At 58.4% G+C, this 18,385-nt stretch carries 18 protein-coding genes and 1 other RNA gene; 8 read left to right on the forward strand and 11 right to left on the reverse strand.

Going from position 1 to position 18,385, the window contains the following annotated elements; genetic code table 11:
* The first annotated feature begins 268 nt into the window (after positions 1-268).
* Genes LOY56_RS03540 through LOY56_RS03555 form a run of 4 tightly spaced genes read left to right on the forward strand, consistent with a single transcriptional unit; the run spans position 269 to position 3,245 of the window.
* Positions 269-1,669 (forward strand): YfjI family protein, encoded by a 1,401-nt coding sequence (locus tag LOY56_RS03540; RefSeq protein ID WP_258619942.1) that lies wholly within the window; start codon positions 269-271, stop codon positions 1,667-1,669.
* Positions 1,662-2,015, forward strand: a complete 354-nt coding sequence (locus tag LOY56_RS03545) for a hypothetical protein (RefSeq protein ID WP_258619944.1) — start codon at positions 1,662-1,664, stop codon at positions 2,013-2,015. The genes LOY56_RS03540 and LOY56_RS03545 overlap by 8 nt, the downstream gene beginning before the upstream one ends.
* Positions 1,999-2,979, forward strand: a complete 981-nt coding sequence (locus LOY56_RS03550) for an integrase domain-containing protein (protein WP_258619945.1) — start codon at positions 1,999-2,001, stop codon at positions 2,977-2,979. Before LOY56_RS03545 ends, LOY56_RS03550 begins: the two co-directional genes overlap by 17 nt.
* Positions 2,976-3,245, forward strand: coding sequence for a hypothetical protein (locus tag LOY56_RS03555; protein WP_258619947.1), 270 nt, complete (start codon positions 2,976-2,978; stop codon positions 3,243-3,245). The genes LOY56_RS03550 and LOY56_RS03555 overlap by 4 nt, the downstream gene beginning before the upstream one ends.
* A 163-nt stretch (positions 3,246-3,408) precedes the next feature.
* Here LOY56_RS03555 and LOY56_RS03560 read toward each other — a convergent pair whose 3' ends face one another.
* The 9 genes from LOY56_RS03560 to LOY56_RS03600 all read right to left on the reverse strand — a co-directional run bounded on the left by LOY56_RS03560 (position 3,409) and on the right by LOY56_RS03600 (position 13,911).
* Complete coding sequence (locus tag LOY56_RS03560) at positions 3,409-4,665, reverse strand: integrase domain-containing protein (protein WP_258619951.1); 1,257 nt, start codon at positions 4,663-4,665, stop codon at positions 3,409-3,411.
* Between the two features lie 186 nt (positions 4,666-4,851).
* Positions 4,852-5,245, reverse strand: a transfer-messenger RNA (tmRNA) gene (gene ssrA / locus LOY56_RS03565).
* A 116-nt stretch (positions 5,246-5,361) separates the two neighbouring features.
* Positions 5,362-5,637 carry a hypothetical protein gene (locus tag LOY56_RS03570; RefSeq protein WP_258619953.1) on the reverse strand — a complete coding sequence of 92 codons (276 nt, stop codon included), beginning with the start codon at positions 5,635-5,637 and terminating at the stop codon, positions 5,362-5,364.
* 266 nt (positions 5,638-5,903) lie between these two features.
* Positions 5,904-6,185 carry a hypothetical protein gene (locus LOY56_RS03575; protein WP_258619959.1) on the reverse strand — a complete coding sequence of 94 codons (282 nt, stop codon included), beginning with the start codon at positions 6,183-6,185 and terminating at the stop codon, positions 5,904-5,906.
* 129 nt (positions 6,186-6,314) lie between these two features.
* Positions 6,315-9,125: an FAD-binding and (Fe-S)-binding domain-containing protein gene (locus LOY56_RS03580; protein ID WP_258619962.1), complete on the reverse strand. Its 2,811-nt coding sequence runs from the start codon at positions 9,123-9,125 to the stop codon at positions 6,315-6,317.
* A complete protein-coding gene (locus tag LOY56_RS03585; RefSeq protein ID WP_258619963.1) occupies positions 9,122-9,793 on the reverse strand; it encodes a lactate utilization protein in 672 nt (223 codons plus the stop codon). The genes LOY56_RS03580 and LOY56_RS03585 overlap by 4 nt, the downstream gene beginning before the upstream one ends.
* Positions 9,793-11,247 carry a LutB/LldF family L-lactate oxidation iron-sulfur protein gene (locus LOY56_RS03590; protein WP_258619967.1) on the reverse strand — a complete coding sequence of 485 codons (1,455 nt, stop codon included), beginning with the start codon at positions 11,245-11,247 and terminating at the stop codon, positions 9,793-9,795. The genes LOY56_RS03585 and LOY56_RS03590 overlap by 1 nt, the downstream gene beginning before the upstream one ends.
* The gene (locus tag LOY56_RS03595) at positions 11,244-12,068 is read right to left on the reverse strand and encodes a (Fe-S)-binding protein (RefSeq protein WP_258619968.1); all 825 of its coding nucleotides are present in this window, start codon (positions 12,066-12,068) and stop codon (positions 11,244-11,246) included. Before LOY56_RS03595 ends, LOY56_RS03590 begins: the two co-directional genes overlap by 4 nt.
* A gap of 151 nt (positions 12,069-12,219) precedes the next feature.
* Positions 12,220-13,911: a lactate permease LctP family transporter gene (locus LOY56_RS03600; RefSeq protein WP_258619969.1), complete on the reverse strand. Its 1,692-nt coding sequence runs from the start codon at positions 13,909-13,911 to the stop codon at positions 12,220-12,222.
* 262 nt (positions 13,912-14,173) lie between these two features.
* Between LOY56_RS03600 and LOY56_RS03605 the strand changes: the two genes are divergently transcribed.
* Entirely contained in the window at positions 14,174-14,941 is a 768-nt protein-coding gene (locus LOY56_RS03605; protein WP_258619970.1) for an FCD domain-containing protein, read from the forward strand.
* Positions 14,942-15,000: 59 nt separating this feature from the next.
* Here the strand turns inward: LOY56_RS03605 and smpB are convergent, their stop codons facing one another.
* Positions 15,001-15,483, reverse strand: coding sequence for an SsrA-binding protein SmpB (gene smpB / locus LOY56_RS03610; RefSeq protein ID WP_007900551.1), 483 nt, complete (start codon positions 15,481-15,483; stop codon positions 15,001-15,003).
* Positions 15,484-15,601: 118 nt separating this feature from the next.
* Between smpB and LOY56_RS03615 the strand changes: the two genes are divergently transcribed.
* The 3 genes from LOY56_RS03615 to LOY56_RS03625 are packed head-to-tail and all read left to right on the forward strand — an operon-like array spanning position 15,602 to position 17,754.
* On the forward strand, positions 15,602-17,005 hold the full coding sequence (locus LOY56_RS03615) for a sodium-dependent transporter (RefSeq protein WP_258619971.1): 1,404 nt from the start codon (positions 15,602-15,604) through the stop codon (positions 17,003-17,005).
* A gap of 7 nt (positions 17,006-17,012) precedes the next feature.
* Entirely contained in the window at positions 17,013-17,447 is a 435-nt protein-coding gene (locus tag LOY56_RS03620) for a type II toxin-antitoxin system RatA family toxin (protein WP_258619972.1), read from the forward strand.
* On the forward strand, positions 17,440-17,754 hold the full coding sequence (locus LOY56_RS03625) for an RnfH family protein (protein ID WP_258619973.1): 315 nt from the start codon (positions 17,440-17,442) through the stop codon (positions 17,752-17,754). The genes LOY56_RS03620 and LOY56_RS03625 overlap by 8 nt, the downstream gene beginning before the upstream one ends.
* 61 nt (positions 17,755-17,815) lie before the next feature.
* On the opposite strand, the gene LOY56_RS03630 is transcribed toward LOY56_RS03625, so the two are convergent.
* On the reverse strand, positions 17,816-18,343 hold the full coding sequence (locus LOY56_RS03630) for an outer membrane protein assembly factor BamE (protein WP_258619974.1): 528 nt from the start codon (positions 18,341-18,343) through the stop codon (positions 17,816-17,818).
* Between the last annotated feature and the right edge of the window lie 42 nt (positions 18,344-18,385).

Here is an 18,385-nt window from a genome sequence, read left to right on the forward strand (position 1 = left end):
CCCCAGGTGTCGATGTTGTTGCCTTCTCCCACCCAGGATCTCTAGGTGCCGAACTCGTCAGCCGGCACGGCCTCCACCCGCCCGCATCTTCTGATGCGTCTAAGGAGGCCAGATTAATGGGTTCATGCCCTTGCTCCCGGTCGTAAGGAGCCGCGCGTTCCGCGTCAGTGAACACCTCACAGGCCGCAGGGGCCTTGATCCCTGATAACACTCAACAGCCGTGGCGGGACTACGTGAGGACAACCAGCAATGATCGAGGAGAGGGCCCATGCAGCAGTTAGATCCGAAGCTTGAACTACCACGACCACCTCGACCGTTGATTGAGTCGAATCCCTTGGCCCAGCCTTATCCGGTGCAGGCACTCGGTGGGATTCTTGGGCCTGCGGTTGAGCGCATGGCCGAGGTCATCGGTGTCCCTCAGGCACTGGCCGCGCAATCGGTGTTGGCTGCCTCGGCGCTGGCCACCCAAGGCCATGCGGGCTTACATCTCGACGGTCGCAGTTATCCGCTGTCGCTGTACCTGATTACGGTGGCTGCGTCAGGTGATCGTAAGACCGCAGCGGATCGATTTGCACTGCTGCCAGCACGGCAATGGGAGCGTGAACAGTGGCAGTGCTACCGCGAACAACTTGCCCGGTACCGCGTTGCACAACGACAGGCGCAGAGTCTCAATCCCGCCGATCCCGACTCTACAAACGTTGTGTCGCTCGAAGCGGAGCCCTCTGCCCCACGGCTGATCACCACGGACTCAACTATCGAGGCCCTGGTCAAAGGCCTCTGTCATGACTTACCGAGCATGGGCCTGTTCTGTGACGAAGGAGGGCAGTTCCTCGGTAGCAGCACCATGAGTAGGGATAACCGTTTGAAGGCGGTCACAACCTTGTCGTCACTCTGGGACGGTAGCCCGATAGATCGCGCTCGCTCCATGGTTGGTGAAAGCTTGCGAGCCTACGACCGGCGCTTGAGCCTGCATCTGATGCTGCAACCATATTTAGCCATGCAGTTACTCAGTGACCCGTTGCTGCAAGGGCAAGGCATTCTCGGCCGCTGCCTGATGACCTGGCCCACCAGTCTAGCCGGGCAACGTAGCTACCAAGCTGTCGACTTGTCCAAAGACGCCGCCCTCAAGCGCTATCATCACCGCCTTTCGGCTCTGTTTTATCAGCCTTGGTCACTTTCCGCTGACGGAGCCTTGCAGCTGTCAAAGCTGAGCCTCAGTCCGCTGGCGCGTCGTCGCTGGATTGATTTGCATGATGCTATCGAAGCTCAGCTGGGGGAGTTTGGCGAGCTGGCCAGCGTACGGCCCAGCGGATCAAAGGCCGCCGATAACCTGCTGCGCGTCGCCGGCATTCTTGCAGTCTTGGAGGAGAGCAGCGTCGTAGAGGTCGACCATATCCAACGGGCCTCCGCTTTAGTCGGCTACTACCTCACCGAGATCCAGCGCCTGACTGAGCAGGAGCCGGTGTGTCGAGTAAAAGAGGAGGCAGACCGGCTGCTGCGATGGCTACAGGTCAAAGATTGGAAGCGTTTCAGTATTCGAGAATTGAATCGTAACGGTCCCCGCTTTGCCCGCAAGAGCAGTCGTCATGCCGCCAAGCTGCTGGTCGAGTTGATTGATCATCAGTGGTTGATCACCGATGGCCACACCTTCGAGGTGCGCCATGTTTAATCTTGATGAAGCGCTGCGCAACCATCTGGCTCAGCGTCAAAAGGAGCCCAAAGCTCGATTTGTCGCCGCTACTGTCGCCACTTTGTCGCCACGCGCAAAACCAGGCAGGACGAGGGTTGTCGCCGCTGTCGCCAGTGTCGCCACCACCCATAAAGCTATCGCCTCTACGACAGCCATTATTCAATGGTTGAAAGAGGAGGGTGCGCATCTTTACGTCACCGACAACACGCTGTGTTTTCGCCCGACTGATTGGGCTCAGTTCGCGATTGTAAGTGCGCACTGGCGAGCCCTTTTGCACGATCTCGCGGCAGTCGATCAGGAACAGAAAAATGGCTCGGGTCGGTAAGCGAGCGGGGCGCAATTTCGGCTTCGGTCGCCAGCTTAGCTATGCTGGACCGCAAGCACTGAAAGACCTGTTTGGCGACGACCATTTTGCTACCGTCAAAGCCCATAGTGATCGCTGGCAGGCGTTCGTGCATTGGTGTCGATCCGATGAAGGACCGAGGGTCAACGACGCGCGCCAGATAGACCGCGAGATCCTCATGCGGTACGCCGTCCACGTGCGGGAGCAGGTTGATCAGGGCAACGTCGGCATTGCCACCGCGCAGAACCGACTGTCCAGCGTGAACCGAACGATGGCCGCGCTGCGCGGTGATCAGTACGTCAAAATCCCGAGTCCGAGTAAGGCGCTGGGCTTGCAGCGCTCAAGTGTGCGTAGTGAGGCTCCGCAAGGCCAAGACCGTACGCAGGTCAAGTTGATCGCCCGGGCGCTGTCAGATCGTCAGCAATCGAGGGTGAGTGCCATTGTGCTCCTCGCCCGTGAGACTGGTATGCGCCTGCGCGAAGCGATCCTGGCCGATCTGCCCCGACTGCAACGTGAGGTTCGGCAACTGGGCAAGATCAACATCCAGGATGGCACCAAAGGTGGTCGATCAGGGGCCTCGGCACCGCGCTGGATTACGGTAACGGATCAAGTTCGCGATGCCCTGGATTGGGCCAGCGCGACCTCACCCAATGGCAGCCGGAATTTGTTGGCGCCCGGCGAAAGCTACAAAGACTTTATGCAGGCAGTTGTGCGACCGGCACGGGACATCCTGCATGAGCATGGATTGAAAGGTTTTCATGAGCTGCGGGCGGCTTACGCCTGTGAGCGCTATGAGCAACTAATCGGCTTTCCTGCACCCGTTAATGGCAGTCGTGTTCATCAAGAGGATCGAGCACTCGATCAGCGAGCCCGTAAGCAGATCAGCCACGAGTTGGGACATAACCGCATCGATGTGGTGAGTGCCTACATCGGAGGCCGGCGATGACGGCCGAATTCGACATAGCGTTGTTCCTGCGCCCCATGCTCAAAGGAGCACATGCCACGCAGCAGCGGCACATCAGGCAAGCAGAAAGGATGCACGAGGTGATTCGTGAACGCTGGGGTTGCGCGACTCCCTGGTCCTGGAGAGAAAAGCACGTGAGATGGTTTCTGGAGCACTATTTACGATGCTCAGCTCCAGCTACCATCTACTACTACGAGTTAACAGCGGTGTTGATCCGCCGTAGAAAGGCAAAAGTCGTGGTTGCCTGATAGACCTTTAAGCGTGAGCCCCTGTGTATGGGAATGCGGAGCCTTCCCATACACAGGGGCTTGGCTTAAAAAGCGCAGGCATACCAGAGATCTGGCAACTGTCGTCACTCCTTTCGCCCTACACGACACGGATCGTAGTCGGTGGCGCATACCTTTCGGATGTTCAGCGAATCGGTACGACGTTGCGGTCTCTGGTTTGATTGATGGCCGATGCCGACAGGCTGCCGGTGGCCGCCTTCTGGATATGTTCACTCCACCAAGCCATCATCGGACGCCGGCGTTCGATGTAATCCGTCCGGTTGTAGGCGCTACGAACTTCGTCCTTGTCGACATGCGCCAGTGCGACCTCAATCAGCTCCGCATCCCAGCCATGCTCATTCAGGATGGTGCTCGCCATCGAGCGCAAGCCGTGGCTGACTAGACGGTCCTGAAAGCCCATGCGCTTCAACGCCATGTTGGCGGTCTGGCTATTGGCATGGGTGCGGGGATTTCTATCTGAGGGGAACACGTACTCTCTGTTACCGCTGAGTTGCTTGAGCGTCTCCAGTAACGACAGTGCCTGATCGGTAAGAGGGATTGTGTGCGGCCGACGCTTTTTCATGCGCTCTGGCGGAATGGTCCAAATGCGCTTGTCGAAGTCGATATCTGCCCATCGTGTGGTGGCTGCTTCGGCAGGGCGGGTCATCGTGTGCAGTTGCCATTCGATCAGGCAGCGGGTCGTGCGCTTGATGCTGGCGTTCGCGATTTCCATCATGAGCTCGGGAAGCTCCTCAGGTGGTAGTGCAGCCATGTTCTCTTTCTTGGGTTTCTTGAACACCGCCCGAATTCCATTGAGGGGGTTCGCAAATATCAGCCCGGAGTTGACCCCGTAGGTCATGATCTCGTTGAGTCGTTGGCTCAATCGTTTGACGGTTTCGAGGCTTCCTTTGGCCTCGATTGGGCGAAGGATCTTGATAACCATCGGAGCAGTGATTTGAGAGAGCGGCGTTGTTTTCATGCTTGGGAAAACATGGAGCGTCAGCGATCTCCAAATGTCTTCGGCGTAGGCTTTGGTTACGGAGTCTTTCTTCAGCTCGAACCAGGCAGTGGCCACCTTCTCGAACGTGTGTTCAGTCTCAGCAAGTTTGGCTTGCCTTACCTCATCACGCTGAGTTTTGGGATCAGTGCCCAAAGCAAGCAACTCACGCGCCTCTGCGGCTTTCTTCCGGGCGTTGGCTAACGAGAGGTCTGGGTATGGACCAAGCGCCATGTTGATACGGCTTCTGGTCAACGGCTCGCGGTAATTGAAATTCCACATCATCGAGCCGCTCGCGCGTACTCGAAGCTGCAAGCCATCGCCGTCGCTGAGGACGAAGTCTTTACCAGTTGCCTTGACTGCCTTGAGCTGGCGATCGGAGAGGCGGGTTGCATTAGTAGGCATGGGGGCTACCTCTAGCACCGTTTTGGTATCCTGAAAATAGCATTTGGTAACCCGGGATACCACCTGGGATACCAAAGCGCCTGGAACTCAGAAATCCTCCAAAGCCCCCAAAAGAGCTGAAACCCCCGTATTCACTGGATTTCAGGCACAAAAAAAGACGTCCGTGGACGTCTTTAGATGATGAAGTGGTGGAGCCGGGGGGATTTGAACCCCCGTCCGCCAGTACTCCGCTGTCGGTACTACATGCGTAGCCGTGTCTATTAAGTTAACCCTCAGCGACCCGACGGGCAGGGTGCTTTGGGCGAGTTGTGTAAGTTTTAGCCGCTTCGTCCACAACGTACTGCACGGCGATTCTGTTCTATATGACAATCACTTTGGGTTTACAGACATCCCCTGATGATTGCTGGACCCGAAGGTACCAGGAGGGAAGGGCTAAGGCTGCTTACGCAGCGAGAGCGTATTCCCCGTAGGTTTCGTCATTGGCAACTATAGAAAGTTGCAACAGTGGATTTACGAGTTCTGTTACCAACTCGGCATGCACCTAAAGTTTCGCAACCGGCGTCGAATCCTAAACGGCCCCGAACCTGCTGTGTGTAACCAGCAGGCAAGCGCAGTGTACGCCAATGCGGGCGGTGAGTCGACCTCCTGTCCGTATCGGCGTATCAGAGCCAACGCCGGAGGGGCTTTGGCCCCGCCTTATTGGCCATTCATATGGCTTTGAATGTCTTGAATCGCTTGCTGCGTCAGGGATACACACTCTCTGTCATTGTTCGCAGCGTGGGCGGCCTTGGCTTGTTCGGTTTTGGTGATGACGACGCCTTTGGTGGCAGCGTCCAGCATGGCTGCGCTGGACAGCTTGCTGTTGACTTCCTGGAGCTTCATTACGCATTGATCGCTATCGTTTGAGGCGTTTGCGGAAGAGGCCAGCATTGTTGCAGCGATGAGCAGTCCAGCCAGGGCGGAACGCTTCATGGGTATCTCCTGGAACGGGGGTGGGGATGGGCCGCGCTGATGGGGGCTTAACAAATGGACTGTGATGGCGTGCAAGGGTTCTGTTTTTGCGGGCGTTAGGGTGAAAGATTTTTCCGGGAGGCGGGTGCGAAAAAGGGACAAGAAACGCCTGTTGCAGCTGCCGAGCTCGCGAGGCTGCGAAGCAGTCGTGAGTCTGCCTGATGCTCCGCAAGCTTAGGGTTTACATGGCTCTGAAGGCCAACCCGAAGGTTGGCCTTCAGTAGTTATTAGCCTTTATCACCTTTGCCCGCGTTCTGGATCTCCTGCAGGGTCTGAGTGGTCTCGGAGATGCATTTTTTGGTGCCTTCCTCGGTGTTTTGCGCTTGATAGGCCTTGGCTTGCTGGACGCTGGCCTCGACGCGAGCATTGATTTCAGGAGACAGAGTCTGGGACTTGGCGTTGGCGATGGCTTGCAGATTGGTCGCACAGAGATCGTCGCCGGCGGCAAACGAAGGAGACGCCAGCATTGAGGCAGTAACGAACAGACCTAACAGTACAGAACGTTTCATGGGTACCTCCTTGAACTGAGGGGCCAGGCATCGCTGGCCATCAGGACGGGCTGCCAATTTGGGAGAAAGTCCCACGTTTGCGGGACTTGATCGGTGGACTGCGACGATGCGTCAGGGTTCTATTTTTCTTCAGGTCGCCCTGGCCTGCGTCACTCGATCCACCAGATAGACCAGCCCGTGGTAGTCAATTCCGCCGTGTTGCGTCAGACCAATCTCACAGGTACGGCTGGTGGAAATCCCCTCACTGCATTGCTGTACCGCGTCCTTGAGCGTGCGTAACGAATGGGCATTCAATTGCGGGGTGGTGAAGCCCTTGTCACCGGCAAAACCGCAGCAATGAATGCCTTCCGGGATGACCACGTTTTTACTGCATTTGCGCGCAAGATCGATCAGCGCCTGGCTCTCACCGAGATGCTGAGTGCTGCACGTGACGTGCACCGCGATCGGCGCCTCCTGAGGTGTGAAATCGAGACGATCCATCAAGTGAGTGCGGATGAAACGCACCGGGTCGTACAGGTCCAGCCGCACCTCGCCCAAGTCCTGAACCAGCCGCAAGGTACAAGGGCTGGTGTCGCAGTAGATCGGGTCGAGCCCGCCGCGGCTGGCGTGTAGCAGTGCGCCGATCAGTTCCTGTCGCTTGTGTTCGGCCTGTTCGGCGTAGCCCTTGGAGGCGAACGGTTGCCCGCAGCAGAGGTTGTCCAGGTTGTCCGGAAAAACTACCTGGTAACCGGCTTTTTCCAACAGGCCACGGGTTTTTTCGTACAGCGACATTTGCTCTTTATCGCCCGCTGCCGGGCCCATGACTCGCGACACGCAGGCCGCCAGGTACACCACCCGAGGCCGCTCGTCCGACACGGTCGGGCTGAAACGGATGGCTCTTTCCGGCTGTGGCATGGCGTTGGTCCATTGTGGGACCTGGCCTTTGGATAAGCGCGTCAACGTTGCTGACAGCTTTGCCAAGCGTGGCGCTCCCAACAGCATCCGCGCACCGTTGGCGACGTGCAGGGTGAAGCGCGCGCCTTGCAACGCGGTGGCGAAATTTCCTTCAATCCAGTTGGCAGTTTTCGTATGCGTTGCTTGCCGGCCGCGGAGCTTTTTCACCAGCTCACCGGTATTGATTCCTACAGGGCAACGTTGTGCACACAGGCCGGTGGCGGCGCACGTTTCGATGCCCTGGTACTCGTAGGCTTTTTCCAGTTTGGCGGTGTCTGTGCCGGCGCGTTTCTTCGCCTGGATGTCACGCCAGATCACGATGCGCTGGCGTGGGCTCAGCGTCAGGCCTTTCGACGGGCACACCGGTTCGCAGAAACCACACTCGATGCACTTATCCACAATCTCATCGGCGGCGGGCAGGGGTTTCAGGTGCTTGAGGTGGATCTGCGGATCGTCGCTGAGTACCACGTCCGGGTTGAGAATGCCGTTAGGGTCGAGCAGTCGTTTGAGCTGCCACATCAACCGGTAGGCATCGCTACCCCATTCCAGTTCGACGAAGGGCGCCATGTTGCGACCGGTGCCGTGTTCGGCCTTCAGCGAGCCGCCGAATTCAACGGCCACCAAGTGCGCGACGTCGTCCATGAACGCCTGGTAGCGTGCGACTTCTTCCGCGTTGTTGAAGCCTTGGGTGAAGACGAAGTGCAGATTGCCTTCCAGGGCGTGTCCGAAAAGGATCGCTTCGTCGTAGTGATGTTTGTCGAACAGCTCGATCAAGCGGTTCACGCCGCTGGCCAGTTGTTCCACCGGGAAAGTTACGTCTTCAATGATCACCGTGGTGCCGGTTTTGCGCACCGCGCCGACGGCAGGGAAAGTGTCCTTGCGGATCGCCCAGAGCCGGGCGTTTTCCACCGGGTCTTCGGTGAAGTCGACTTGCTTCTCCACCGGGAACCCAGTCAGCGACGCCATGATTTGCGTCAGTTGTTCCTGCAGCAAAGTGGAAGAGGCGGCGCGGGATTCGATCAGCAGGGCGCAGGCATGGGTCGACAATTGTTGTACGAAAGCCGGCATGCCGGGCTTGTCCTGCACCGAGCGCAGGCTGCGACGGTCCAGCAATTCCACCGCCGACACCGGTTGGCTTTTCAGCACGGTGACGGCGTTGCAGCAGGTTTCTACATCCGGGAACACGATCAGCGCCGACGCTTTGTTCGGATGGTCGATCACTGTGTCGTAGGTCACCGCGCTGATGAACCCGAGCGTGCCTTCGGAGCCCACCAGCAAGTGGCTCAAGATATCCACAGGCTCGTCGAAATCCACCAGCGCATTGAGTGACAGCCCGGTGGTATTTTTCAGACGATACTTGTGGCGAATTTTCCCCGCGAGTTCGGCATTGTCGCGGGTCTCGCGGCCCAATGTCGCCAGACGTTCCAGCAGCTCGGCGTGGCTCTCACGGAAGGCCGCCACGCTGGCGGCGTCTTCGGTATCGAGACGGCTGCCATCGGCCAGTACCAGACGAATTCCGGCCAGCGTGTGATATGTGTTTTGCGCGGTGCCGCAGCACATGCCACTGGCATTGTTGGCGACGATGCCGCCGATTTTGCAGGCGTTGATCGATGCAGGGTCCGGGCCGATCTTGCGTCCGAACGGTGCCAGCCAGGCGTTGGCTTGGGCGCCGATCACGCCCGGTTGCAGACGGATCTGTGTTCCTTGCCCGCGAATCTCGCGACCGTTCCAGTTATCGCCCAGCACGATCAGCACCGAATCGCTGATGGCCTGGCCAGACAGGCTGGTGCCGGCGGCGCGGAAGGTCACCGGGACTTTATCCCGTTGCGCCAGTTTGAGCAGCGCCACCACTTCATCTTCGGACTCGACGCGAATCACCAGCTTCGGAATCAGCCGGTAGAAACTGGCGTCGGTGCCGAAGGCCAACGTCGACAGCGGATCGTCGAAACGTCGTGCCTGAGGAATCAGTTGCTGCACATCTCGCAGGAAAGCCGCCGGTAGACTCATTGGTCCTCCAGAATCAGAACAACCAGATCTTTGGGGCCATGGGCGCCGTAGGCCAGTACTTGTTCGATGTCGGCAGTCTTCGACGGGCCGGACACCAGCAACGCGTTGGTCGGCATGCCTTGGGCCCATTCGAACTCCTGCTGCACCTGATAGAAGTTGTCGCGGATTTCACTGGCCTTGAGCAGGGCGAAATGCACCGGCGGCACCAGGCTCATCAGGCGCGGTTCTTCCCGCGTCGGCCAGAGAATCAGACTACCTGTCGCGGCGATCGCGCCGAGGGTGGTGGTCAGGCTGGCCGGTGTGTCGTTGAACAACTCGGCTTTCCACTCCTCGACCGGACGGTCGTAGGCTTTGAGCGCTGGCAGGCCAGGATTTTTCTCCCAATGCTGAGTGATGCGTTGACCGTGAGGTGTCGTCGGCGCAATCAACAGGCTCGGCAACTGGCGATCTTGCAGCAGTTGCGCCAGCAATTTGGGCCAGCCTTCTCCGGACGTCAGATGAATTTCGGTGTGCACCGCTTCCATCAGTTTGCGCAATTGCGGGATGCGTTGCTCTGGCGTGTAGGTGTAGGGCTCTGTCACCAATTCGACATCGAAATTGTCAGCCACCGGCGTGGTGCCTGTCAGACTGTTGCGCAATTTGCCGAGGATATTTTGCTTGGCGCTCATCAGCGGTCTCCCTGTTTGGCCAGATGCTCGCGGGCCATGTCATGCAGTGAGCGGGCGGCGGGTTTTGGTGCGCTGTGGTTCTGGGTCCACGGGCCGACGTTGCTCGGGGTCAGCGCGCGCAGGCGAGTGGCGAAGAAGCCGAACAGGCGATAGAGCGTTGGCGAGCTGTTGAGCTTCGCCCAGGCGTTCCAGATAAACCGTTCTTTGCGCGAGTACTTGCTGCCCTGACCGCGCATCACTTGATGCGGGCTGTCCGGGGCTTTGACGTTCTCTTCCCGTAGGCGACGCAGCAAGGCGGGGATCGGAATTTTTACCGGGCAGACTTCACCGCAAGCGCCACATAACGAAGACGCACTCGGGTGGTCGGGGACTTTCGCCAGGCCGACCATGTGCGGGGTGATGATTTTTCCGATAGGCCCAGGGTAAAACTCCCCATAGGCATGGCCGCCGATTCGGGTGTAGACCGGGCAATGATTCATACAGGCGCCGCAGCGGATGCAGTTCAGGGTCTGGCGCAATTCGCTGTCGGCGAAGGCTTGGCTGCGACCGTTGTCGAGCAATACCAGGTGCACTTCCTGCGGGCCGTCGAGCTCATGTTCCTTGCGCGGGCCGGAAATCATGTTGACGTAGGTGGTGATCGGTTGGCCGAGAGCCGAGCGGGTCAGCAGCGACAACAGCGGTACAACGTCGCGCAGGTTTTCGACGACTTTCTCGATGCCCGTGACGGCAATGTGTATGGGCGGCACGGTGGTCGACATGCGCCCGTTGCCTTCGTTTTCCACCAGTAGCAGGGTACCGGTTTCGGCCACGGCGAAGTTGACGCCGGAGACGCCGATGTCTGCTTCGAAGAATTTCTGTCGCAAGACTTTGCGACCGATCTGAATGAGTTGGTCTACGTCCTTGGTGTACTCCACGCCAAGTTTGTCGTGGAACAAGGACGCGACCTGACCGGCATTCTTGTGGATCGCCGGCATAATGATGTGTGAAGGCTTCTCGTGGTCGAGCTGGACGATAAATTCGCCCATGTCCGACTCCAGGCATTCAATGCCTTGAGCCGCGAGGACATGGTTCATCTCCATCTCTTCGCTGACCATCGATTTGCCCTTGATCACTTGCCGCGCCTCGTGAGCGCGGATGATCGATAAGACGATGCCGTTGGCCTCGTCCACCGTTTCCGCCCAGTGCACTGTCACACCGTTGCGGGTCAGGTTCTGTTCAAGCTGCTCGAGCAGGTCGGGCAACTTGGATAAAGCACGGGCGCGGACAGCATTGCCCAGCACTCGCAAATGTTCTCGCTCAAAGGCATCGCTGAAGGACGCTGCCCGTTTGCTCATCAGTGAATCCATTGCGCTGCGAAAGTTGTTTCGCAGTTGCGTGTCAGCCAAAGCCTTGTGAGCCCGGGCGCGAAAATCTTCTTCTACGGCAACCGTAGGAATAATCGTGGAAGTGCTCATTGGGCACTTCCGGTACGCTGCCACAGGAAACTGGCCAGATGCTGACCGCGCAACGCTTCCTGCTGTTTCTCCAACGAGCCATTGATGTTCATCAGGCAACCGCAGTCGGCACTGAGTACCTTGTGCGCACCGGACTCCTTCAACGCACGCGTCTTGTCAGCCACCATCGCGCCGGAAATATCTGGCATACGGACGCTGAAAGTCCCACCAAAGCCACAGCATTCACTTTCGTGGCTGTGGTCGACTCGCTCCACGTTGCTCAGCTGCGCCAACAACTCACGGCCGTGCAGGTGGGTGTTCATTTCACGGCGTGCCGAACACGACGTGTGCAACGCCACTTTTACCGGTTCGCCGCTGTCCTTGAGCTGCACCTTGCAGACAAACAGCAGAAACTCGGCCAGCTCATAAGTCCGGGCGGCCAGGGCTTGAACCTGTTTCAGCGTTTGCGGCTCGTCCTTGAACAAGTCGGCGTAGTGTTCGCGCAACATGCCCGCGCAAGACCCCGACGGCACCACCACCGGATAATCACCGGCAAACAGCGCCAGTTGCGAGCGCGCCACGGTCCGGGCCTGTTCGGTGTAACCCGAGGTGTAGGCCGGTTGTCCGCAGCAGCTTTGCCCTTGCGGGTATTCGACACGAATGCCTTCGCGTTCCAGCAGATGAATCGCGTCCATCCCGGCTTCCGGGTAGAACAAATCCACCACGCAAGTCCCGAACAGGTAGACCCGTGACGGTTTCTCGCTGGGGTATTGCCGAGGCTCGGGCAGTGGCGGGGCGACGCGGGTCGCGTTCGGCACAGCGTTGTAAAAAAGCTCGCTCATCAGGCGTGTCTCCGGGTGGTCCCGGTTATCCGTCCGCTGAGGCTGCTGAATATAGTGAGGGAAGCTTTCAGCAGCCTTGCAGACCCGGTTGTGAATAGCTGACGCCGGGGGCGTAACCCAGCGTCGGTTTTTTCCGTGTCGCGTGTAGTTCTTAGTGCACCAGCATGCCGGTGAACCAGTAGGCCTGAGCCAACGTGATCAGGCCGACGATCGTTGCAAAGAATAGGCTGTGCTTGAGGGTGAAGCGGAACAGATCTGATTCCTTGCCCACCAAACCAGTCGCGGCGCAGGCCACGGCGATCGATTGCGGCGAGATCATCTTGCCGGTCACGCCGCCGCTGGTATTCGCCGCCACCAGTAAGGTGTCATTGACGCCGATCTGGTGCGCGGTGGTTGCTTGCAGCGAACTGAACAGCGCGTTGGACGAAGTATCGGAACCGGTCAGGAAAACCCCCAGCCAGCCGAGGAACGGCGAGAAGAACGGGAATGCCGCACCCGTACCTGCCAGTACCAGCGCCATGGTCGACGACATGCCCGAGTAGTTGGTGACGAAGGCGAAGGCCAGCACCATGCCGATGGACAAGATTGGCCAGCGTAGTTCGTAAAAGGTTTCTTTTAAAGTGGTAAGACCAGTTCTCAGGTTGATCTTCAGCACCAGCATCGAGATCAGCGCGGAGAAGAAAATCGCCGTGCCGGTCGCGGAAACTGGATCGAGTTTGAACACCGCCGGAATCGCCGTCGGGGCGGTCACGATTGGGGCGACCTTGATCACCATTTGATCCAGATGCGGAATCGCGAAGTTGAACACCCAGCTATACATCGAGCCACCTGCAGCGAACATGGCCTTGAACGGTTTCAGCGTCCAGATCGTGACCAGCACGGTGAGGATTAGAAACGGCGACCAGGCTTTGAAAATCTCCCCCAGGCTGTAAGGCGAAGGCACGGTGCTGCGCGGTTGGCCGAAACCACCGGTGCTGGCCACCACGGAAGCCGAGACGGCGCCGACGATGTGTGCGCCTGCGGCGCGTTTTGGCTGCCAGATTTTCAGGAATAGCGTCAGGGAAATCAGGCTGGCCAGCGCCGAGGTGATGTCCGGCAGTTCCGGGCCGATGAAGTTCGAGGTGAAGTATTGGGTGACGGCGAAGCTCAAGCCGGCCACCAGCGCCGCCGGCCAGGTTTCCCGAACGCCGCGCAGGCCGTCCATCATGAACACCAGCCAGAACGGCACGAACACCGACAACAATGGCAGTTGCCGACCGGCCATGGCGCCAATCTTGAACGCGTCTATACCGGTGACTTGCCCGGCGACAATGATCGGAATCCCCAATGCGCCAAAGGCCACCGGCGCAGTATTGGCGATCAAACACAGGCCAGCGGCATACAGCGGGTTGAAGCCCAGCCCTACCAGCAGCGCGGCGGTAATCGCGACCGGGGCGCCGAAACCGGCGGCACCTTCCAGGAACGCGCCGAAGCAAAAGCCGATCAGCAGTACTTGCAGGCGTTGGTCGTCGGTGATCGACAGCACCGAGCTGCGGATCACTTCGAACTGGCCACTCTTGACCGTCAGTTTGTACAGGAACACCGCTGCCACGATGATCCACGCAATCGGCCACAAGCCGTAGGCGAAACCATAGCCGGCTGCCGCGAAGGCCATATCGACCGGCATCTGGAACGCGAAGATTGCCACGGCAATTGACAGCGCCAAGGTAATGCTGCCGGCCACGTGGCCTTTGAGGCGGAACACGGCCAAAGCCAGGAAGAAAAATACGATGGGGATGACGGCCGCGAGTGCGGACACGCCGAGACTGCCGAGCGGGCTGTAGAGCTGTTGCCAGGTTTGCATATGGGGTGGCCCCTAATTGTTGTTGGTCAGGCACTGGTCAGCGTTCTTGGATAATTGGTAATACCAATTTACAATCGCTGTTGGCTAGGGTAAAAGCCTTGTATGCGGTGTGTCAATTTGCCGCCCTAAAACTTTTGTCGAATGAGCGGTGCAGAACGCATCTGATCTGTTCGATCGAGCGTCGTCTGGTAGGTGCTGGCGCAGCGCCGATAGGCCAGAATAGAGAGCCCGGCGAGCCGCCGGGATCGTGGAGAATTGAGTCATGGGGTTTGATCAGATTCGGCAGCGCCGTTTGTCTGACGATATTGTCGAGCAACTTGAAGGGATGATTCTCGAGGGCACGTTGAAGGCCGGCGAACGATTGCCGGCGGAGCGTGCGTTGGCCGAGCAGTTCGGCGTGTCACGCCCTTCGTTGCGCGAAGCGATTCAGAAACTGGCCGCCAAAGGATTGCTGGTCAGCCGTCAGGGCGGCGGTAACTATGTGGTGGAATCCCTGGGCTCGACGTTCAGCGATCCACTGTTGCATTTGCTGGAAAGCAACCCCGAGGCCCAGCGTGATTTGCTGGAGTTTCGTCATACGCTGGAAGCATCCTGTGCTTATTACGCGGCATTGCGTGCCACGGACGTGGATCGCGAGCGGCTGACGGCGGCGTTCGACCAGTTGCAAGACTGCTATTCGCGTCATGACGAAGTGGGTCGGGCGGAAGAGGGTGCGGCGGATGCGAAATTTCATTTGGCGATCGCCGAGGCCAGTCATAACGCAGTGTTGCTGCACACCATTCGTGGGCTGTTCGACCTGCTCAAACGCAACGTGGTGACCAACATCGGCGGGATGTACAAGCAGCGCGCTGAAACCCGCGACATGCTGATTGCGCAGCATCGGGAGTTGTATCAGGCGATCATGGAAGGCAAGGCAGAGCAGGCGCGGGAAGTTTCCAGTCGGCACATTTTGTATGTGCAGGAAGTGCTGGAAGAAGTGCGTCAGGAAGTGCAGCGCGTGGCTCGGGCGGAGCGGCGCAAGGGGATGTAGGTTTGGATGATGATCATTCCCACGCAGAGCGTGGGAATGATCACGATCAGGCCGAAAAATTAATCTTCCTTGCCCTTGTTTCGCACCGCACGCTGCAATTCACGACCGGCGTCGCGTTCGCGTTCGGTATCACGCTTGTCGTATTCCTTCTTACCCTTGCCCAGAGCGATCTCGCACTTGACCATGTGCTTGCTCCAGTACCAGGACAGGCATACGCAGGCGTAACCTTTTTGCTGCACGGCAGCGGCCAGCTTTTCCAGCTCGCGCCGGTTGAGCAGCAATTTTCGGGTGCGGGTCGGATCAGCGATGACGTGGGTGCTGGCAGTCATCAACGGCGTAATGTGGCTGCCGAGCAGCCAGGCTTCGCCATCCTTGAGCAGTACGTAACTGTCGACCAGTTGTAGCTTGCTTGCCCGCAAACTTTTTACTTCCCAGCCGGCCAGGACCAGACCAGCCTCGAACTTATGCTCGATGAAGTAATCGTGTCGCGCCTTTTTGTTCTGCGCGATGGTCCCTGTTGGGTGTTTCTTCTGTTTAGCCATAGGGGCGGCATTATAGGGAGTTGCAAGCGAGTCGGCTACGGTATCGCTACGTGCTTGAGCAGGTTGATTGAATCCCGGACAATGCGGCCTCTTTTTTGAACGCTTGGGCGTGATAACGATGTCGACAGACAAGGTTTCTGTCCACGGCAGTTGGGCTAGCCGCTGGGTCTTCATACTCGCCGCGACCGGTTCGGCCGTGGGGCTGGGTAGTATCTGGAAATTCCCTTACATGGTCGGCGTCTACGGTGGCGGAGCCTTCGTGCTGATGTTTCTGGCCTGTATCGCGTTGATCGGTATGCCCGTGATGCTGGCCGAAACCCTGATTGGCCGTCGCGCGCGGCAGAGCCCGGCCAATGCCTTGAAGGTCCTGGCGCTGGAAGCGGGACACTCAGCGAAGTGGTCTTGGGGCGCATTTGCCGGGATGATCACGGCGTTGCTGATCCTGTCTTTCTATAGTGTGGTCGGCGGTTGGTCGCTGGATTACATCATTGATATGGGGCGCGGTGACTTTCAGGGTGTGACACCTGATCAGGTCGGCGCGTACTTCGGCAATGTGATTGCTGATCCATGGCGCCTGACACTTTGGCACACGATTTTCATGCTCCTCTCCGCCGTGGTGATTGCCAAAGGCGTGGTCGCTGGCCTGGAGCGCAGTCTGCGGATCATGATGCCGCTGCTGTTCGTAATGATCCTGGTACTGCTGGGTTACAGCATGACCACCGGCCACTTCATGGAAGGCGTGCATTTCATGTTCGACTTTCATCCGGAAAAAGTGCTCGACGGCTTGCTGCCGGCGATGGGGCACGCTTTTTTTTCCCTGAGCGTGGGCGTCGGCTCGATCATGATTTACGGCGCTTACATGCCAAAGAACTCGTCGATCTCCGGGACTGTGGTCGGGGTGGCGCTGCTCGATACCTTCGTTTCCCTGGTAGCTGGTCTGGCATTGTTTCCGATTGTGTTTGCCGCGGGCCTGAACCCGAGCGAAGGTCCTGGCCTGATGTTCGTCAGCCTGCCATTTGCCTTTGGTAACGTAGCGTTCGGCCAGTTGATGGGCGTAGTGTTCTTCGTGCTGGTAGCGATTGCGGCCTGGAGTTCGGCGATTTCCCTGCTTGAGCCGATGGTGGCTTACCTGGTTGAGCGCACGAAGATCAGCCGCGCCTGGGTCACCTTCTGGCTGGCATTCACCTGCTGGTTCGTCGGTCTGGGCACCGTGTTCTCCTTCAATATCTGGAAGGAAGCCAAGTTTTTCGTGAACGAAGGCGGGATGTTCCACCTCTATCAATGGGGAGCAGCCGGTGGTCTGGACTTCTTCGGTGTGATCGATTTCTTCACCTCGCGGATCATGTTGCCACTCGGTGGTTTGTGTTTCGTGATGTTTGCGGGCTGGGTGATGGGGCGTGAAGCTGTGCGCGACGAATTGTCGATCCGTCGTCCGGTTCTGTTCGCCTTGTCCCTGTTCTTGATGCGCTATGTGGCGCCCATCGGCATTCTCGTAGTGTTTGCCGCCCAGCTGTGGAAGTAACGCTGACATGACGACACACATTCAACGTTCGGCCCTGCTGCCGTATCCGGCACAAGCGCTTTATGACCTGGTCAACGACGTGGCCCGCTATCCGGAATTCCTGCCGTGGTGCTCGTCGGCCGAAGTTCTGGAAAGCACGCCTGAGCTTATGCGTGCAAGCGTCGGTGTGGCCAAGGGGGGGGTGAGTCAGCATTTCGTGACCCGTAACACCTTGGTGCCTGGGCGCTCGATCGAGATGAACCTCGAGGAAGGCCCGTTCAGCCAGTTGCACGGCGTCTGGGTGTTCAAGCCGTTGGGCGAGAAGGCCTGCAAGATCAGTCTGGACTTGTCGTTCGACTATTCGGGGCCGCTGGTGCGTGCGACGTTGGGGCCTTTGTTCAATCAGGCGGCGAACACACTGATGGACGCGTTTTGCCAGCGTGCGAAACAGATGCATGGTTGAGGCAATGATCAAGGTCGAAGTGGTATATGCCGCTGTTGATCGTCAGGTACTGCTGAGCGTAACGGTGCCGGTGGGCGCAACGGTGCGGGATGCGTTGCTCCGCTCCGGCCTGAACGGCCAGTTCCCTGAATTGGATCTGGGCAGTTGTCCGGTTGGAATCTTCGGCAAGGTGATCGCTGAGCCGGGCATTCGTCCGGTTCAGGCAGGGGATCGCCTCGAGATTTACCGGCCGTTACTTGCCGATCCGAAAGAAGTTCGCCGGTTACGTGCCGCCAAGGCTGCCGAGGCCAAAGCCCGGGACCAGTGATTCCCTTGGTCGCCAGACAATAAAAAACCCGGAATATCCGGGTTTTTTATTGCGTCACAAATTATTGCGGCGAGGTTTCCAGCGGTTCTGGCGTCGGGACTGGGACGGTTTCTACGTTGTCCACGTCCTTCTGGATCTGGTCCAGCAACGAGCCTGGCTTGAGCGGTTTTTCTGGCTTCGGCTTCTCGGCGTTTTCTGCAGGTGCGGTCACGGTAGTGCCACTGTCCTTGCCGAGAATGGCTTCGTCGCGGCTCACACCTGGCATGAAATCGCCAGAGAGGCTGACAAGTTGATCATTTGGGTTGAAGATGACGCTGATGCGTTCCTGTTGGCGTTCACCGCCGCCCGGTTGCAGACTGTACAGATAATCCCAGCGATCGGCATGGAACGTGTCGGTCAGCAGAGGGTTACCCATGATAAACCGTACTTGCCGGCGGGTCATTCCCGGGCGCAACTGGTCTATCATGTCCTGCGTGACGACATTGCCCTGTTGGATGTCGATTTTGTAAACCCCGGGGAATGAACAACCGGCGAGTGCGAGCAGTCCCACAAAGGTGAAACTGGTTAGCAAGAGCTTGGTGTTTTGCATCGGTGGGCGACTTCCACTATCTTGGCTGGGACAACGTAAACG

Origin of the sequence: Pseudomonas sp. B21-048 (assembly GCF_024748615.1) — a bacterium.
Taxonomy (GTDB): Bacteria; Pseudomonadota; Gammaproteobacteria; order Pseudomonadales; family Pseudomonadaceae; genus Aquipseudomonas.

Bases quoted from the DNA above. Each gene is read 5' to 3' on its own strand.
- LOY56_RS03540 (WP_258619942.1), top strand. From the start codon at position 269: ATGCAGCAGTTAGATCCGAAGCTTGAACTACCACGACCACCTCGACCG.
- LOY56_RS03545 (WP_258619944.1), top strand. From the start codon at position 1,662: ATGTTTAATCTTGATGAAGCGCTGCGCAACCATCTGGCTCAGCGTCAA.
- LOY56_RS03550 (WP_258619945.1), top strand. From the start codon at position 1,999: ATGGCTCGGGTCGGTAAGCGAGCGGGGCGCAATTTCGGCTTCGGTCGC.
- LOY56_RS03555 (WP_258619947.1), top strand. From the start codon at position 2,976: ATGACGGCCGAATTCGACATAGCGTTGTTCCTGCGCCCCATGCTCAAA.
- LOY56_RS03560 (WP_258619951.1), bottom strand. From the start codon at position 4,665: ATGCCTACTAATGCAACCCGCCTCTCCGATCGCCAGCTCAAGGCAGTC.
- LOY56_RS03570 (WP_258619953.1), bottom strand. From the start codon at position 5,637: ATGAAGCGTTCCGCCCTGGCTGGACTGCTCATCGCTGCAACAATGCTG.
- LOY56_RS03575 (WP_258619959.1), bottom strand. From the start codon at position 6,185: ATGAAACGTTCTGTACTGTTAGGTCTGTTCGTTACTGCCTCAATGCTG.
- LOY56_RS03580 (WP_258619962.1), bottom strand. From the start codon at position 9,125: ATGAGTCTACCGGCGGCTTTCCTGCGAGATGTGCAGCAACTGATTCCT.
- LOY56_RS03585 (WP_258619963.1), bottom strand. From the start codon at position 9,793: ATGAGCGCCAAGCAAAATATCCTCGGCAAATTGCGCAACAGTCTGACA.
- LOY56_RS03590 (WP_258619967.1), bottom strand. From the start codon at position 11,247: ATGAGCACTTCCACGATTATTCCTACGGTTGCCGTAGAAGAAGATTTT.
- LOY56_RS03595 (WP_258619968.1), bottom strand. From the start codon at position 12,068: ATGAGCGAGCTTTTTTACAACGCTGTGCCGAACGCGACCCGCGTCGCC.
- LOY56_RS03600 (WP_258619969.1), bottom strand. From the start codon at position 13,911: ATGCAAACCTGGCAACAGCTCTACAGCCCGCTCGGCAGTCTCGGCGTG.
- LOY56_RS03605 (WP_258619970.1), top strand. From the start codon at position 14,174: ATGGGGTTTGATCAGATTCGGCAGCGCCGTTTGTCTGACGATATTGTC.
- smpB (WP_007900551.1), bottom strand. From the start codon at position 15,483: ATGGCTAAACAGAAGAAACACCCAACAGGGACCATCGCGCAGAACAAA.
- LOY56_RS03615 (WP_258619971.1), top strand. From the start codon at position 15,602: ATGTCGACAGACAAGGTTTCTGTCCACGGCAGTTGGGCTAGCCGCTGG.
- LOY56_RS03620 (WP_258619972.1), top strand. From the start codon at position 17,013: ATGACGACACACATTCAACGTTCGGCCCTGCTGCCGTATCCGGCACAA.
- LOY56_RS03625 (WP_258619973.1), top strand. From the start codon at position 17,440: ATGGTTGAGGCAATGATCAAGGTCGAAGTGGTATATGCCGCTGTTGAT.
- LOY56_RS03630 (WP_258619974.1), bottom strand. From the start codon at position 18,343: ATGCAAAACACCAAGCTCTTGCTAACCAGTTTCACCTTTGTGGGACTG.